Origin of the sequence: Gloeotrichia echinulata CP02 (genome assembly GCA_038087035.1) — a bacterium.
Taxonomy (GTDB): domain Bacteria; phylum Cyanobacteriota; class Cyanobacteriia; order Cyanobacteriales; family Nostocaceae; genus Gloeotrichia; species Gloeotrichia echinulata.
In genome coordinates this window covers 4,296,003-4,312,666 of the sequence record CP051187.1, presented here as the reverse complement: position 1 = coordinate 4,312,666, position 16,664 = coordinate 4,296,003, and the positions used below count along the sequence as shown (strand labels likewise).

7 protein-coding genes are annotated in these 16,664 nt (G+C 41.1%); 4 read left to right on the top strand and 3 right to left on the bottom strand.

Annotation, left to right across the window (positions count from 1 at the left end; translation table 11 throughout):
- Positions 1-85 precede the first annotated feature (85 nt).
- Together HEQ19_18985 and HEQ19_18980 are read left to right on the top strand one after the other, a co-directional pair.
- Positions 86-1,150, top strand: a complete 1,065-nt coding sequence (locus tag HEQ19_18985) for a serine protease (GenBank protein WYM01267.1) — start codon at positions 86-88, stop codon at positions 1,148-1,150.
- Positions 1,151-1,521: 371 nt separating this feature from the next.
- Positions 1,522-6,048 carry a CHAT domain-containing protein gene (locus tag HEQ19_18980; GenBank protein WYM01266.1) on the top strand — a complete coding sequence of 1,509 codons (4,527 nt, stop codon included), beginning with the start codon at positions 1,522-1,524 and terminating at the stop codon, positions 6,046-6,048.
- Here the strand turns inward: HEQ19_18980 and HEQ19_18975 are convergent.
- From HEQ19_18975 to HEQ19_18965, 3 genes are all read right to left on the bottom strand, one after another.
- On the bottom strand, positions 6,023-6,232 hold the full coding sequence (locus HEQ19_18975; GenBank protein WYM01265.1) for a hypothetical protein: 210 nt from the start codon (positions 6,230-6,232) through the stop codon (positions 6,023-6,025). The two genes, HEQ19_18980 and HEQ19_18975, sit on opposite strands and share 26 nt — an antisense overlap.
- Before the next feature lie 394 nt (positions 6,233-6,626).
- On the bottom strand, positions 6,627-8,333 hold the full coding sequence (locus tag HEQ19_18970; protein ID WYM01264.1) for a serine/threonine-protein kinase: 1,707 nt from the start codon (positions 8,331-8,333) through the stop codon (positions 6,627-6,629).
- Positions 8,334-9,147: 814 nt separating this feature from the next.
- The gene (locus tag HEQ19_18965) at positions 9,148-10,863 is read right to left on the bottom strand and encodes a ShlB/FhaC/HecB family hemolysin secretion/activation protein (GenBank protein WYM01263.1); all 1,716 of its coding nucleotides are present in this window, start codon (positions 10,861-10,863) and stop codon (positions 9,148-9,150) included.
- Positions 10,864-11,318: 455 nt separating this feature from the next.
- Between HEQ19_18965 and HEQ19_18960 the strand changes: the two genes are divergently transcribed.
- Both HEQ19_18960 and HEQ19_18955 read left to right on the top strand, forming a co-directional pair.
- Positions 11,319-12,173, top strand: coding sequence for a hypothetical protein (locus tag HEQ19_18960; protein ID WYM01262.2), 855 nt, complete (start codon positions 11,319-11,321; stop codon positions 12,171-12,173).
- Positions 12,174-12,545: 372 nt separating this feature from the next.
- Positions 12,546-16,661 carry a CHAT domain-containing protein gene (locus tag HEQ19_18955; protein ID WYM01261.1) on the top strand — a complete coding sequence of 1,372 codons (4,116 nt, stop codon included), beginning with the start codon at positions 12,546-12,548 and terminating at the stop codon, positions 16,659-16,661.
- The last annotated feature ends 3 nt before the right edge of the window (positions 16,662-16,664 follow it).

Below are 16,664 nucleotides of genomic sequence, written 5' to 3'. Positions count from 1 at the left end.
CTCATTACTCCTCACTCCTAACTCCTCACTCCTCACTCCTTACTCCTTACTCCTTACTCCTTACTCCCCTGGAGGAATACACACAATGGTAAATCGCTATCTGTTACCGGCTTGCTTGCTCGGCGCGACAATGGTGATTGTCGCGAGTCCGGCTTTTTCGCAAAGCGCCTCCCAGCCAAAACCAGCGCCTGAACCGCAGGAAATAGCCAGGCTGGCTAAAGCTACAGTCGTCAGAATTGAACCTACGGTAAATTCCCCAGGTTCTGGTGTGATTATTGGTCGCTACCAGGAAGGGGGAAAGAATGTTTATGTGGTATTAACGGCAAATCATGTTGTTCAGTACGAAGATGATGAGTATTATGTTGTCACACCATTACCTCAAGGTGGGAGACAACGCCAAAGAATTGGGATTTCTACTGATAAAGATATTGAAAGATTGCCTGGTGTCGATTTAGCAATTGTCAAATTCAGGAGCGATCGCATTTATAAAACTGCTACCATTGGCGATTCTAAGTATATAACAGAGGGCGCTCTAATTTATGTGGCAGGATTTCCTAACCCTGGCGCAGCAATTAAAAAGCGCGTCTTTCAATTCACTGGTTCTCTGGTTTCTAGTCGCTTAGATGGCGAGTCTGTTGAGGGCGACAAAAATACCGCCAGTGACCAAGGATACACTATTGTTTATACCGCCAATACCAGAGCGGGTATGAGTGGTGGTCCAGTATTAGATGCATCAGGGCGAGTTGTGGGTATCCACGGTCAAGGTGACAGAGACCCAGGTAATAACGGTCAAGTGTCTCAATCAGGTAATCAAGAAAGTGGACCTTCTGCAGGTACAGACAAAACCGGATTTAATTTGGGGATTCCCATTGAGAAATTTTTGAGCAAAAGACAAAGAAATAGTAACAGGCTTGGTCTGAGGTTTGATACTTCAGCGCCTGGTGTGTTTAATGTGACTATTTCGATTAGAGGTGGAGGTGGTCGTCCCAGTGTACCAGCGTCAATTCAAGAAGAAGAAGATGCGGCGGTGGAAAATGTGAATGACAAACCTGCAGCATCATCAAAACCGGTGCCATCTCAGCCTACAGTTCCCCAAAATACTGCTCCTGCTCCCAGTCAACCGGCTTCTGGTTCAGGACGGCTTTTTTAACTCACCGTAGCAGCCGTAGGGTGCGTTAGCCAACGGCGTAACGCACCACCAAGATTGACTAAAAGCTCCGCTCACGAGGCTAAAAGCTCCGCTCACGAAGCTAAAAGCTCCGCTCACGAAGCTAAAAGCTCCGCTCACGAAGCTAAAAGCTCCGCTCACGAGGCTAAAAGCTCCGCTCACGAGGCTAAAAGCTCCGTCCACGAGGCTAAAAGCTCCGTCCACGAGGCTAAAAGCTCCGCTCACGAGGCTAAAAGCTCCGTCCACGAGGCTAAAAGCTCCGTCCACGAGGCTAAAAGCTCCGTCCACGAGGCTAAAAGCTCCGTCCACGAGGCTAAAAGCTCCGTCCACGAGGCACAGGGCACAGCAATGCTGTGCCCCTACGAACCGATAGAGCCGTAGGGTGCGTTAGCCAACGGCGTAACGCACCACCAAGATTTGCAGCCGTAGCAGCCGTAGGGTGCGTTAGCCAACGGCATAACGCACCACCAAGATTTGCAGTGCATCAGCGTAACACACCACCAAGATTTGCAGTGCATCAGTTAAAGATTTGCGGTGCGTTAGCCTGCGGCGTAACGCACCCTACAAATTACTACAAATTTCTACCACTATATTGTTTGAGGAAGTTTATGAAATCTGTCACACCCAAAATTAACTTACTATTGTTGATGGGCACAATTGCTCAAGTACTTGTTCTGGGAATGAGTGCATTTGCTCCGGTGCAAGCTCAATCTATCACCCCTGCAGCCGATGGCACAAATACTGTTGTCACTCCTAACGGTAATAGCGTTGATATTAGTGGGGGTACTCTTTCGGGAAATGGTGCTAATCTGTTCCACAGCTTTCAAAAGTTTGGTGTTGACTCGAACCAAACGGCTAATTTTCTCTCTAACCCGAATATTCAAAATATTTTAGGACGGGTTGTTGGTGGCGAAGCATCTATTATTAATGGACTAATTCAAGTCACGGGTGGGAACTCAAATCTGTTTTTGCTCAACCCATCTGGTATTATCTTTGGTGCTAACGCTAGTTTAAATGTCCCTGGTGATTTCACCGCTACTACTGCTAATGGAATTGGCTTTGGTTCAAATTGGTTTAATGCTTTTGGTGATAACAACTACGCGGCTTTGGTGGGAACTCCCAGCGGTTTTAATTTCACCACAGCGCAACCAGGAAGCATCGTTAATTTGGGTAATTTAGCTGTAGGTAACGGGAAAGATTTAACTTTAGTTGGTGGTACCGTCGTCAGCACGGGAGAATTATCTGCACCAGGAGGTAATATTACTATCGCCGCAGTCCCCGGTGAAAATGTGTTACGCATTAGCCAACCGGGAAATCTTCTGAGTTTAGAAATTACTCCTGGTGCGAATACATCTGGTAATATATCCGTTGCCAGTTTACCTGAACTGTTAACAGGTGGAAGCGTCAGCAATGCTAATGGTTTAACAATCAACAGCAACGGACAGGTAGAATTGACTGCTGGTAGCATTCCGGTAAATAGTGGCGATGTCGTCGCTAAAGGGGTGACAGCAAATACAGCAACTTTATCAGCAGCAAATAATTTAACTTTGTCAGAAAGTCAATTGGTAACAACTGGCGATTTAAATTTATTGGCTGGTAATACTGTCAAGGTGCGCGATAGTGTGGTCAATCCCTTTTTAGCGCAAGCGGGGGGAAATCTTTATATTCAGGGTAATCAAAGCATCGATATTTTAGCTTTAAATCATCCCCAAACACCCTTTATTAGTGGGGGGAATTTAACTTTAGTTAGTGATGGTAATGTTTCTGGCGATGCACATTTTGCCAGTGGGGGACAATTTGCGATTAAAAATTTAGCCGGTGGTGCGGGTAATTTTGTCAGTTTATTTGACCCAATTATTCGTGCTAACGGTGATGTTAGCTTTGGTAATTATACAGGTGCGGCTTTAAAAGTTGAAGCAACGGGGAGTATTCAGGCTGGAAATATTACGATTAATTCACCAGATACGAGTGAGAGTATTCCCAGTTCTGACCCGGATTTTACAGCTTTAACTACTAGCAATGCTTTAATTTTACGCGCTGGTTTAGCTTCAGTTTCTCCTACTGGTCTTCCTAGTTCTGCGGAGGGAACAAGTTTTACAACACCAGCCAGTCCCTTGTTACCAACGGGAAGCATTCAGGTGGGGAGTATCAACACCTACACCTCATCAAATGGAATAATCAGCAATGGTGGCACTGTAATTCTCCAGGCTACAGGTAATATCACCGCACAATATATTAATACTTTTGGTGGAGATATTAACCTCACTAGCACTAACGGTGAGATTAACCTCACTAGCACTAACGGGATATATACTGGTGGTTATTATGCAAATTCGCAAAATCAACAAAATGGTGGCAATATCACCCTCAATGCCTACGGCAATATCAACACAGGGTTTATATCTTCATATGGAGGATATGGTGGATACATTAATAATGTTAATCAGAGTAATAGTCGTAATGGCGGTGCTATTAACATTACTTCCAGCAATGGTAACGTCACCACAGGATATATAAGCTCAGACTCAAATAACTACTACTACAATTCTTCAAACTCAACAGCCTATTATGGAAATGCTGGTAATGCAGGTGCAGTCACTATCACGGCAAATAATGGCAGCATAACTACAAATAGCATATCGACATCCTCATATGCTGGGTCTTATAATAATGCAATTCCTGTTAACAGTGGTAATGGTGGAAATATCACCCTCAATGCCAAAGGGAATATCAACGCAGGGTATATAAATACAGGTTCATACTTGTACAATAATAATGGGGGTAATGCTGGTAATGGGGGTGCTGTTAACATTACTTCTACCAATGGTAACGTCACCATAGAAGATATAGACTCAACCTCATCAGCCAACAACTCTGGAAGCTCAACAACCGACAATTCTGGTAATGCTGGTAATGGAGGTGCAGTCACCATCACTGCAAATAATGGGAGCATCACAAATCGAGGATATACCAACAGCAACAACATCACAGATACAGGATATATAACATCAGGTGCATACTCAGAAAATGGGAATGCTGGTAATGGGGGTGCAATTACTTTAAATGCCAAAAATGATATTTCCACCGGAGTGCTAGTTTCTGCTGCTTATGCTCCAAAAGGCACCAGCGGCACTGGGGGTAATATAGACATCAATACTGGTGGATTATTTCGTGTAACTGACAAAATTAATGATTCGACCATACAGAATTTCCCAGCCGTCAGCATCGCTTCCTTTGGTGGTTCTGGTAACGGTTCTATCGCTATCAAATATGGCGGTAATGCTACTTCTTTTGTTGTCGGCGACGCCACTACCAACGGCACTGCAGGAGCAATTATTCCTAGTTTAACTAACATCATTTCACCTATTACATCTTTTCAAGGCAACATTCTAATAAATAGCCAAACACCAGCACCCACGCCAACAGCAATACAACCACCACAAGTAAATACACCCAATCAAGAAACAACATCAGAAAAAGAGCAGACAGGAACGACACCCACCACCATTGCATTACCATCAACTAGCAGTAATCCACCCATACAAACCAGCACAGCTATTGAAGAAAAAGAAGAAAAATTGACGCAGCAATTTAATGTATTGGTAGGACAACCGACAAATCAAACTCCAATCAAAACTACAGGAGAAGCACGGGCTACCCTGCGTCAAATTCAAGCACAAATAGGCATTAAACCAGCAATTGTTTATGCTTCCTTTACTCCCGAAAACTACATACCTGGCTCTACTAATTCCAACTTTGCAGCCCAAAATAGTGACGTTCTCGATTTAGTTATCGTCACCGCCGAAGGTGAACCCATTCGCAAACAAATACCCGGCGCAACTAGAGCCAAAGTTCTCGCAGCGTTGACAGAATTTAGAAGTGACATTGCTGACCCTAACAAAATTGTCACTGCTAATTCAACCGCCAGCAAGCAACTGGGAAAAACTAATAACACCAGCTATTTAACCAGCGCCCAGCAACTTTATCAATGGCTAATTGCGCCGCAAGAAGAGGAATTGCAAAAACAGGGAATCAAAAATTTAATGTTTGTCATGGATGAAGGATTGCGATCGCTCCCCATAGCAGCGCTCCATGATGGTAAACAGTTTCTCGTCGAAAAGTACAGTGTCGCACTGCTTCCCAGTCTCAGTCTCACTGATACTAAATACGTTGGCGTCAAAAACACCCAAGTCTTAGGATTGGGTGCAGAAATGTTTACCGCAGACCAAAATCAACCAAGTTTACGGGCTGTACCTGTAGAAATTTCTGCTATCACTCAAAAACTGTGGCGCGGAAAATATCTCCTCAACCAAAGCTTTAAACTAGAAAATCTTAAAGGACAACGAGCCACAACACCATACGGAATTGTTCACCTAGCTACCCACGCTGACTTTCCCAGTTTAGAAAAAGGTGGGCGCAATGAATCATACATCCAGCTTTATAACCAAAAGCTGCGACTCAATCAAATACGCGAGTTAGGCTGGAATAATCCACCAGTAGAATTACTAGTGTTAAGTGCTTGTCAGTCAGCTTTAGGCGATGCTGAAGCGGAGTTAGGTTTTGCTGGGTTAGCTATACAAACTGGGGTCAAATCAGCCGTTGCTAGTTTGTGGTACGTCTCCGATCCTGGAACTTTGGGACTAATGACGGAGTTTTACCGACAGTTAAATACAGCACCAATTAAAGCCGAAGCCCTGCGACAAGCTCAAATAGCCATGATACAGGGCAAAGTGCGAATTGAAGGTAATGAATTTGTTGGTACTAACGGTAGCATTAAACTCACACCGGAAATAGCCCAATATTTGCGCCAGAATATCGCAGGTGATCTCTCCCATCCATTTTACTGGGCAGCGTTCACGATGATTGGTAGCCCCTGGTAAGCGATGGGGTGGGCGACAATTCAATTGTATTGACTTGCAATTGAATTGTATCGACTCGCAATTCAATTGTATCGACTCGCAATTCAATTGTATCGACTCGCAATTCAATTGCATCGACTCGCAATTCAATTGTATAGCATTGTAGAAAATTGTCGTAGGGGCACGGCACGAATAAAATTGTCATTAGAAGCAAAAATTTTGGATGCCGTGCCCTTGTCGTAGGGGCACGGCACGAATAAAATTGTCATTAGAAGCAAAAATTTTGGATGCCGTGCCCTTGTCGTAGGGGCACGGCACGAATAAAATTGTCATTAGAAGCAAAAATTTTGGATGCCGTGCCCTTGTCGTAGGGGCACGGCACGAATAAAATTGTCATTAGAAGCAAAAATTTTGGATGCCGTGCCCTTGTCGTAGGGGCACGGCACGAATAAAATTGTCATTAGAAGCAAAAATTTTGGATGTTCCCTACAGTGTATATCATTCGAGCCTAACATCCCTGTATTGTCTTATATCTCGCTTCCACGCAGAGCATGGGAGCGAGACAAAAAACGCCAAAAAGGGCGCAAGGCCTTGCGCCCCTACTGGATTTGTTGAATTAGGGCGTCTGCATTTTTGACACCATCAATCAATCCTCTTCCAGAATAAAGCTTTTTCGCTTGCTGCAAATCGGCAATTGCTGCTTGTTTATTTCCTTGGTCAATGTAGACTATAGCGCGATTTTTATAAGCATCAGCAAAGTCTGGTTTGATCTCAAGTGCTTTAGTAAAATCTTCAATTGCTCCCTGTTTTTCTCCTAGTTGAAAGCGGGTAAAACCTCGACCATTATATGCTTCGGCGTATTGAGGATTGTGTCCTATTGCTTGGTTAAAATCTGCGATCGCATTTTTGTAATCTGGAATTCTATAGTAGGCAACGCCCCGATTTAGGTAGGCTTGAGCATCGCTAGGATTGCCTTCAATCACCATTGTTAAATCAGTAATAGCTTCCTGATTTTTCCCTAGATTAACACGGGCAGCGGCACGATTGACGTAAGCATCGATATATTTGGGATTCAGTTCCAGTGCTTTAGTGCAATCACCATCAGCTTGCTGATATTCTGCTAGATTTACATAAGCACCACAGCGACGACTGTAAGCTTCAACATATTTAGAATTAATATTAATTGCTGCAGTCGCATCCTCAACTGCTCCTTTATAATCTCCACTAAAAAAGCGAGCATTTGCCCGTTCGTAAAAAGCTGCAGCATACTGCGGATTAATTTCAATCGCTTTGGTAAAATCCTTAATTGCTTCCTGCTTATTTCCACTTTTAGACTTAGACAGTCCTTGCTCATAAAGTTCTACATTCTCAGATGGATGTACCTGTTTATAGATAAGCAACCCAACACCAGCAAGTATAATGAACGTGATTACACCAGCGACAATAGATCGATTATTCAATGGTTTACCCTTCACTCCTACATTAACTTTATTTAAATAATTCAGTACGTCAGTCGCTGAATTGTAGCGTTCACGATGGTCAAATTTCACCATTTTATCAATCACGTTTGCCAAAGAATTGCTAACTTTGAATTGGTTACGCCAGAGGATTTCCCCTGCTTGATTATTATTAGTCCGTAGAGTTGATAACTGATTATCTCGTATACCCAAAAGCGCTTGAATGGCAATCATTCCTAATGAATAAATATCACTATTAAATTGTGGTAAACCATGAAGTTGTTCTATCGGCATATAGCCGGGAGTACCGATAGCAATAGTAATATTTGACGAATTTGAACCTGCTTGATTGCCAATTTCTTTTACAGCGCCAAAGTCAATTAGCACTAGCTTATTGTCAGAGGAACGCCGCATTAAATTACCAGGTTTAATATCGCGATGAATTACACCTTGACTATGTACAAATACCAAAATTTCTAAAACTTCTGTTAATAACGTAAAAACTTGGTCTTCACTCCAAGGTTGACCTGGTAAAATTTCTTGGTTTAAAGGAAAACCATCAATAAATTGTTGAACCAAGTAAAATTCCTGATTTTCCTCAAATTCTGCTAATAGTCTGGGTATTTGGTCGTGTTGACCTAACCTTTCTAATATTTCTGCTTCTGTTTTAAATAAGCGCCCGACAGTCTGTAAAGCTTGAGGATTTTTACTTGAGTAAGTCAGTTGCTTAACTACACAGCTTGGATGACCAGGGCGCAGGATATCTTTCGCCAAAAAGGTCTTCCCAAAAGCGCCTCCACCCAATACTTGGACAATTTCATACCGTCCGCTCAAGACTTGACCGTTCATCGTAATATCAACGCCACTATAAGTAAATTTTAAAACTTAGATATTTCCTTTTTTCAAGTTTAATTACTTAAAAAAATGGCTTTGATACCAAATGGGGATTGGGGGGATGAGTAATGAGTAATGAGTAAGGAGTAATGAGTAAGGAGTAAGGAGTAATGAGTAATGAGTTATGAGTTATGAGTTATGAGTTATGAGTTATGAGTTATGAGTTATGAGTTATAGCACTTCCCATTCCGATGAAGTACAAAATTGTATCACGCGGTGTAGGGGCACGGCATTGCCGTGCCCAGGAGGGTGTACGTCACTAGGGCGATAAACGCGATATGAGTTATGAGTTATGAGTTATGAGTTATGAGTTATGAGTTATGAGTTATGAGTTATGAGTTATAGCACTTCCCATTCCGATGAAGTACAAAATTGTATCACGCGGTGTAGGGGCACGGCATTGCCGTGCCCAGGAGGGTGTACGTCACTAGGGCGATAAACGCGATATGAGTTATGAGTTATGAGTTATGAGTTATGAGTTATGAGTTATGAGTTATGAGTTATGAGTTATGAGTTATAGCACTTCCCATTCCGATGAAGTACAAAATTGTATCACGCGGTGTAGGGGCACGGCATTGCCGTGCCCAGGAGGGTGTACGTCACTAGGGCGATAAACGCGATATGAGTTATGAGTTATGAGTAATGAGTTATGAGTAAGGAGTAAGGAGTAATGAGTAAGGAGTAATGAGTAATGAGTAATGACCAATGACCAATGACAAATGACCAATGACAAATGACAAATGACCAATGACAAATGACAAATTACAAATTACAATCGATAGCCGAGAGAAAAGTAAAATCCACCGTCTTGGGGATTATCGCCTTTATCATCTAAACGAATTAGGGGAAAACTATAGTCTAGGCGCAGATTAATATTTGGTAGTGGTTTTAACAAAACTCCTAATCCCGTACCTGCTAAAAAGTTCTGTCTTTGCAAGCGATTGGGGTTATTGTTGACGTTCCAGGCGACTCCCATATCAAAAAATGGTGCTAATTGTAACACTGGTCTTCCACCTTCTTCACGGCTTAAGGTAATCTGGTCTTCTAAAGACAAGCGGAAACCGTTGTCACCAGCGCGGACGTTTTGACGATAACCGCGCACTGACTGACCTCCACCAATGACAAATTGCTGTCCGGGTAATAAACTGTGGGGTGTGAGTTGCAAGTCGGCTTGGGCGATTAAGCGATGGTCTTCACTCAAGAGTTGTTCTCGTCGTATTTGCCATAACCAGCTAAAAAAGCGACCATCGGGCTTGGGGTCATGGTTAATGGTAGCATTGAATAAACCAGTACCAAAACTGAGTTGCGATCGCAATGCCCAAGCGCCTTGTTCATCTCGGTGGATGAAATCTTGTCCGAATTTAATTACACGGGTGCGACTGTTACCTTGGTCATCTGGTCCAATACTAAAGGGTGTAGGTCCTGCAAAGGTAAAGGTCTGACCATTTTGGACGCTAAAGCCTAAGTATAAAGCAAATTCTTTTCGCGTTGACCGTTCTAATGGTTGACGATAAGTAATTTCTGATAGTTGAGATTCTCCCCGAATTTTCAAAGTGTCAAAAGGCGATTGAGTGACTTGGTTATTGTTAATTGCAGTTCGTAATTGCAATGTGCCATTCATGGCATTTATTGGCACTTTATAGCTAAAATCATAAATATTTGAGCCGTTGGTTGTGGTGCGGTAATAAGCAGCAGCTAGTTCATCGCCGGCGCCTGTTGGGTTACGATAAATAGCGCTAACTCCTAATCTTTCGGAACCGACGCTAGGGGGCGAATAATTATCAAAACTTAAGGCGACATTAATTGGTTGAGCCTCAGTAACTCGCACTCGCAAAATCCGTTGACCTTCTTGAGTTCCTAGGCGTAAACTAGCTTCGATATTTTCAAATAGAGGGTCAGCGCGTAGTAACCTTAATTGTTCTTCTAAATTAGCGGTTGAAAGTGGTTTACCCGCACCTAAAGCAATCCGCGATCGCACATATTCAAGATTTATCCGTTGTGCGCCTTCAATACAAATATCTTCTGGTTTTAAACTCCCTTCAATTACTTTAATTTCGACAATACCATCCTGAATTTTTGTTATGTCTGGAGGAATTGCTCTGGAATAAACATAGCCTTTCTTCAGATATAAATCGGTGATAGCATTAGCAATTTCATTGATTCTTTTCTGAGTTGCTAGTTTTTGGGTCTTTGATGGCTGAATATATTGATTCCAGTCAGCTTCAGTTAAAATTGTGCTGCCGATTATCTTAATATCTTCAATGGGAATATCTTTAGTATCTGGAGCAGGTAATGTTTCTGAGTTATCGGTCTCTGGAGAATCTTGTGGTAACTCAAAGGGTTGCTGACAAGGATTATTTTGATTTTCTGGCTTCGATGTCACAGATTGACTCACCAACTCCGCATAACTGGGCGATGTACCCACAAGTAACAAAGCGCTGGGAACTAACAGTAAACTCCAAGCAAACTGTAAACTAAAGCGCATACAATTTTCTCCCTTAAATTTAAATTGTTAATAATATCTGGCGATAGAAAACATAAACTCTCACGTAACAAATATTATCGGATTTTTTCTATATTTATTGTTAACTAAAAAACCAACAAGCTTTTTATAAAAAGAAAAATAATATCAGCCTAATCTTAATATATCAGGAGATTTATCTAATTTTATGCAAAATATATAATGTAGGAAAATGTATAATTTAACGGTGAAACTCTATTCATTATTTGGGATGATTTATATCATGTTTTGATAAATACTTGTCATTGCGAGACGCAATGAGTTAAGGAAAATCGTAGGTTGGGTTTCGTTCCTCAACCAAACCTACGAATTTTAAGTTTTTTGAGCTTAACCGAGCAGTATTGGAGCTACAGCCCTGAATGCGAACAAAAAAAGATTTGTTTAATGGCGTCGAATTACTTATCAAGGAGAAAAAAATCATGTTAAATCGGTATTTATTACCAAGTTCTGTAGTTAGTGCAGCAATAGTATTTATAGCTAGTCCAGTTTTGGCGCTAGAAACCTTACCATCCAACCAAATTGCTCAAATTGCTAGAGAAACTGTAGTCAGAATTGAAGCTAGCAATGGTGTTGCGGGTTCTGGAGTAATTATTAATCGCGAGACCAAAGGCGGAAAGAATATTTATGTTGTGCTGACAGCCAAGCAAATAGTTCAGAATAAAACTCAGCAATATAACATTATTACTCCGGTGTTTGACGAAAGTGGTAAACGCCAAAAAATACAGATTTCTCCAGATGGAGATATTGAAGAAATACCGGATACCGATTTAGTGCAACTACGGTTTCGCAGTGACCGGAATTATAAAACTGCAAACACTAACGCAAATCCCACAAAATGTGCTGGTGTCTATGTATCTGGATTTGCGAAGAGTTTAATAAATAGAAAACGGGTATTTCAGTTCATCTCAGTATTTGATGAAAAAGCAAATGATATGGGGATGATTGGCGCCCCTATATTTGACGTATCAGGACAAATAGTTAGTGTTAACGGTTCCCAGGAAGAAGCTGCAAATAATAGTAATGAATCTGCGGATGACTGCAAATGTCCTCCCGGAACACGAGGATTTGGAAATAAACGCAAATTTGGTCGGCTTCTGCGGAGTTTTTTACAACGCTTGGATATAAATCAAAATAATGTAGCGGATAGTCCAAAACCTACATATAGATCTCCGTTTTCTGAAGGAATTGCATCTGGTAGTGTTAGAGGTTCTGAAATTTGTATCAATCCTTATATTGACATAGTAGAACCGACAAATATTGAGGTGGAGAAATGAGTTAGGAGTAAGGAGTTAGGAGTAATGAGTAATGAGTAATGAGTAATGAGTAATGAGTAATGAGTAATGAGTAATGAGTAATGAGTAATGAGTAATGAGTTAGGAGTAATGAGTAATGAGTAATGAGTAATGAGTAATGAGTAATGAGTAATGAGTAATGAGTTAGGAGTAATGAGTTAGGAGTAATGAGTAATGAGTAATGAGTAATGAGTAATGAGTAATGAGTTAGGAGTAATGAGTTAGGAGTTAGGAGTAATGAGTAATGAGTAATGAGTAATGAGTAATGAGTAATGAGTAATGAGTAATGAGTAAGGAGTTAGGAGTACTGAACCGCATTGACTTAATAACATCATAAATTTTAGGAAATGTGTAATGCTAAAGATTAATTTACTATTATTGACAGGTGCGATCGCTCAGATAATTGCTCTTGCAATGAGTACACCTGTAAAAGCTCAATCAATCACGCCAGCAGCTGATGGTACAAATACCGTTGTCACACCGGATGGTAATCAACTAAATATTAATGGTGGTACTCTTTCGGGAGATGGCGCGAATCTCTTCCACAGCTTCCAAAAATTTGGTGTGGACTCTAACCAAATTGCTAATTTTGTTTCTAACCCGAATATTCAAAATATTTTAGGGCGGGTTGTTGGTGGTGATCCTTCAATTATTAACGGATTAATTCAAGTTACTGGGGGAAATTCTAATCTGTTCTTGATGAACCCCGCCGGTATTTTATTTGGTACAAATGCAAGTTTAAATGTCCCCGCTGATTTCACCGCTACAACGGCTAACAGTATTGGCTTTGGTGACAATTGGTTTAATGCTTTTGGTGATAACAATTATGCTGCTTTAGTCGGAAACCCAAATGCTTTTGCTTTCACCACAACAGAACCAGGAAGTATTGTTAATCTGGGGAATTTGGCTGTAGGTAATGGCAAAAATTTAAATTTATTCAGTAATACCGTTGTCAGCAATGGAGAACTATCAGCACCGGGGGGAAATATCACCGTTGCTGCTGTACCTGGACAGAATATTTTACGCATCAGCCAACAAGGACATCTATTAAGTTTAGAAGTTCCTGTTTCTATTTCTGTGCCTTTTTCTCCTGCTTACCTGCGCGAACTTTTAGCAGGTGGAAGTTTAGCAGATACTGGAGATGTGGTAGTTAAGGGAGTAACAGCACAAACAGCTACTCTTTCTGCGGTTAATAATTTGAATTTGACAGAAAGTCAATTGGTGACAACTGGCGATTTAAATTTATTGGCTGGTAATACTGTCAAGGTGCGTGATAGTGTCGCGAATCCCTTTTTAGCGCAAGCGGGGGGAAATCTTGATATTCAGGGTAATCAAAGCATTGATATTTTAGCTTTAAATCATCAACAAACACCCTTTGTTAGTGGGGGAAATTTAACTTTAGTTAGTGATGGGAATATTTCTGGCGATGCACATTTTTATAGTGGTGGACAATTTGCGATTAAAAATTTAGCCGGTGGTGCGGGTAATTTTGTCAGTTTATTTGACCCAATTATTTTTAGTCAGGGAGATGTGAGTTTAGGAAACTACAGTGGCGCTTCCCTACATATCCTATCAGGTGGTAGTGTTAGCTTAGGCAATGTAGAGATTACAGGAGCAGGAACAGCAGCAGAGACAATAAACCCTGCAAACCCAGATTCATTCATTGCTAATTTGGCAACTGTCACTTTATCAGATAATACTTCTTTAACAATTAATGGCAGTGCTACTCCTACTTTAGATATTAGAGCCGGTATTGATTGGACTGCTTTAGGCGGCTTATCTCAAAACAAAGTTATCGGGGTAAGTCCCACATTAGCTAATAGTGCTAGTAATGCCAGTATTACTGTAGGTGATGTGAAGATAAACGCACCTTCTGGCGCTAATGGTACAGTCTTTTTGTCTAACCAGTTTAAACCTAATCAAAATTTAGCCAGTGGAGCAATTCAAACTGGAGTGATAGATTCAGGAGTAGGTGGTTCTCTCATAATTGATTCCAGAAGTTTAGTTAACAGTAGTGCCTTTCCTTTTACTGTGACAGGTAATGCTACCATTCGCAGCACAGGTCAGCAAACAACTCTCAGTTTAGAGTCGCCAACCTTAACTTCTAAGGACAGAATTGTGTTGTCAGGGTTTATTAATCCTGGTCAGTTTACCAGTGGTCAAAAATACAATGTCGCTTTTGTCATTGATGTTTCTGGTAGTACTAGCCTTGGTTTTGGTTCCAGTTCAAATGTTGGTGACGTGAATGGAGATGGTCTGGCTAATACCATTTTAGATGCAGAAATTGCTGGTTTTCTGGCGCTGAACAAGTCAATTATTAATTCTGGAGCGGCAAATAACACATCAGTTGGTGTCATACCTTTTGATAGTTTTGCCACTCTGAAAACGTTCACAACTGCAAATGCTGATGTAGAAACTTATCTGCGCTCCTTGCGTGATGGAGGTGGGACAAACTTTGGGAATGCTTTAAGTAAAACTATCGATTTTTTCAACCAAGCGCCTACAGGGAGAAATAATCTAGTTTTCTTCCTTTCCGATGGTCAAGGATTTGGTAACACTCCAGCGCAGACAACTACTCTCACTGACCCCAATGGTATTAATGCGAAGATAACATCTATTGGTGTGGGATCTGGCTCCAGCCTGACAGAACTGGATCGTTTGGATGATAACCAACTAAACAACTCTGCTACCCCAGTTTTAGACCCCTCATCTCTGACTGCTAATTTGACTGGTGGTGACACCAAGATAAATGCCAGCGATGTACAAAAGGTTGAAATATTGGTTAATGGAACTTTAGCTCAGACCCTTTCAAAAGATCAGTTAACTAGTAATTCTTCTGGAAATGGACTAAGTTTTAATACTGAACTCAATGGGCTAGTTTCTGGGAATAATTCAATTCAAGTTCAGGTAGTTTTCAACGATTCAGATACTACTAAAGTTAATGCTATCCAGAATGTCAATGTCATATCTACCACGCAATTTTTCCAAAATAGTAACTCGCAAGGCAATGTAAAAATCATCATTGGACAGCAACCACCCACACCCACACCGTCACCCACACCCACAGAACCAGCACCACCAACAACAAATACACCAAATGAAGAAGAAAAAAAGGTTTCTGACAGTAAACCAATAATCGAAATACCACAGAGTGACAGAATTAAAACCTTAGAAGCTGATACATTAGCTGAAGAATTAGAAGTACGCGCTACACAGCAATTTACCGGATATTTAGGAGCAGACAACAAGCCTAATAATCTCAAAACGATGCTTAAAGCACGGGCTACCCTGCGTCAAATTCGGGCACAAACAGGTATTAATGCAGCAATTGTTTATGCAGCATTTACTCCTAAAAACTACGTTTCTGCTTCTTGGATTTTAACTCCTCAATCCCAAGATAGTGATGTTTTAGATTTAGTCATCGTCACCGCTGATGGACAACCTATTCGCAAGCAAATAGAAGGCGCAACCAAAGCTGAAGTTAGCGAATTTACAGAGAGATTTACCAAAACAGTCGCTGAAGGAGCGCAATTTATTGGTGGTAGCGAAAAACCAGAGCAAAAACTTTATCAATTGCTAATTTCACCCTTAGAAGCTGAGTTACAAAAACAAAACATTAAGGTCGATCACTTGATGTTTATTATGGATGAAAAATTGCGATCGCTCCCCATCGCTGCTCTAGTTGATGACCAAGGTAAATATCTCATCGAAAAATATAGTTTGGGACTTCTCCCCAGTCTCAGCTACACCGACACAGAATACCGTGGTGTGAAAAATTTGCAAGTTTTAGCAGCAGGCGCTAGTGAATTTGCTAAAGACCAAAAGCAAAGTAATTTACCTGCTACCAGTCTAGAAACCTCGCAAATCGCCAAAATTTGGGCGAGTCCTGAACCTTTGTTTGGTGATAAGTTTACCTTGAATAATCTCCAAGCTCAAGGCACTAAATTTGGTATCATTCACTTAGCAACCCACGCTGATTTTCCATCTCAAAACGAAGGCGATCAAAATAATTCTTACATCCAGGTGTATAATGAAAAGCTGTTCTTCGATAAAATTCGTCAGCTTGGATGGAATAAGCTACCAGTAGAGTTATTAGTTTTAAGTGCTTGTAGAACAGCTTTGGGTGATACAAATGCAGAGTTAGGTTTCGCTGGTTTAGCAGTACAAACTGGTGTGAAATCAGCTTTAGGTACTTTGTGGAAAGTGAACGATAACGCAAGTTCGGCGCTGATGATCGAATTTTATCGCCAGTTACAAACTGCACCAATTAAAGCCAAAGCCCTACAACAAGCACAACTGGCGATGATTAAAGGTGATATTCGCATTGAGGGAAATCAGTTAATTGTTCCCAATCTTGGGAAGATTTCACTAGATAAAAATATAGTTCCAAATTCCGAACCAACAACGTCATTGAAATTCCAAGAACCAAATTTCTGGGCAGCTTTTACATTGATTGGTAGCCCCTGGTAACGG

Coding starts and splice junctions, on each gene's coding strand:
- HEQ19_18985 (WYM01267.1), top strand. CDS start 86: ATGGTAAATCGCTATCTGTTACCGGCTTGCTTGCTCGGCGCGACAATG.
- HEQ19_18975 (WYM01265.1), bottom strand. CDS start 6,232: ATGACAATTTTATTCGTGCCGTGCCCCTACGACAATTTTCTACAATGC.
- HEQ19_18970 (WYM01264.1), bottom strand. CDS start 8,333: ATGAACGGTCAAGTCTTGAGCGGACGGTATGAAATTGTCCAAGTATTG.
- HEQ19_18965 (WYM01263.1), bottom strand. CDS start 10,863: ATGCGCTTTAGTTTACAGTTTGCTTGGAGTTTACTGTTAGTTCCCAGC.
- HEQ19_18960 (WYM01262.2), top strand. CDS start 11,319: ATGTTAAATCGGTATTTATTACCAAGTTCTGTAGTTAGTGCAGCAATA.
- HEQ19_18955 (WYM01261.1), top strand. CDS start 12,546: ATGCTAAAGATTAATTTACTATTATTGACAGGTGCGATCGCTCAGATA.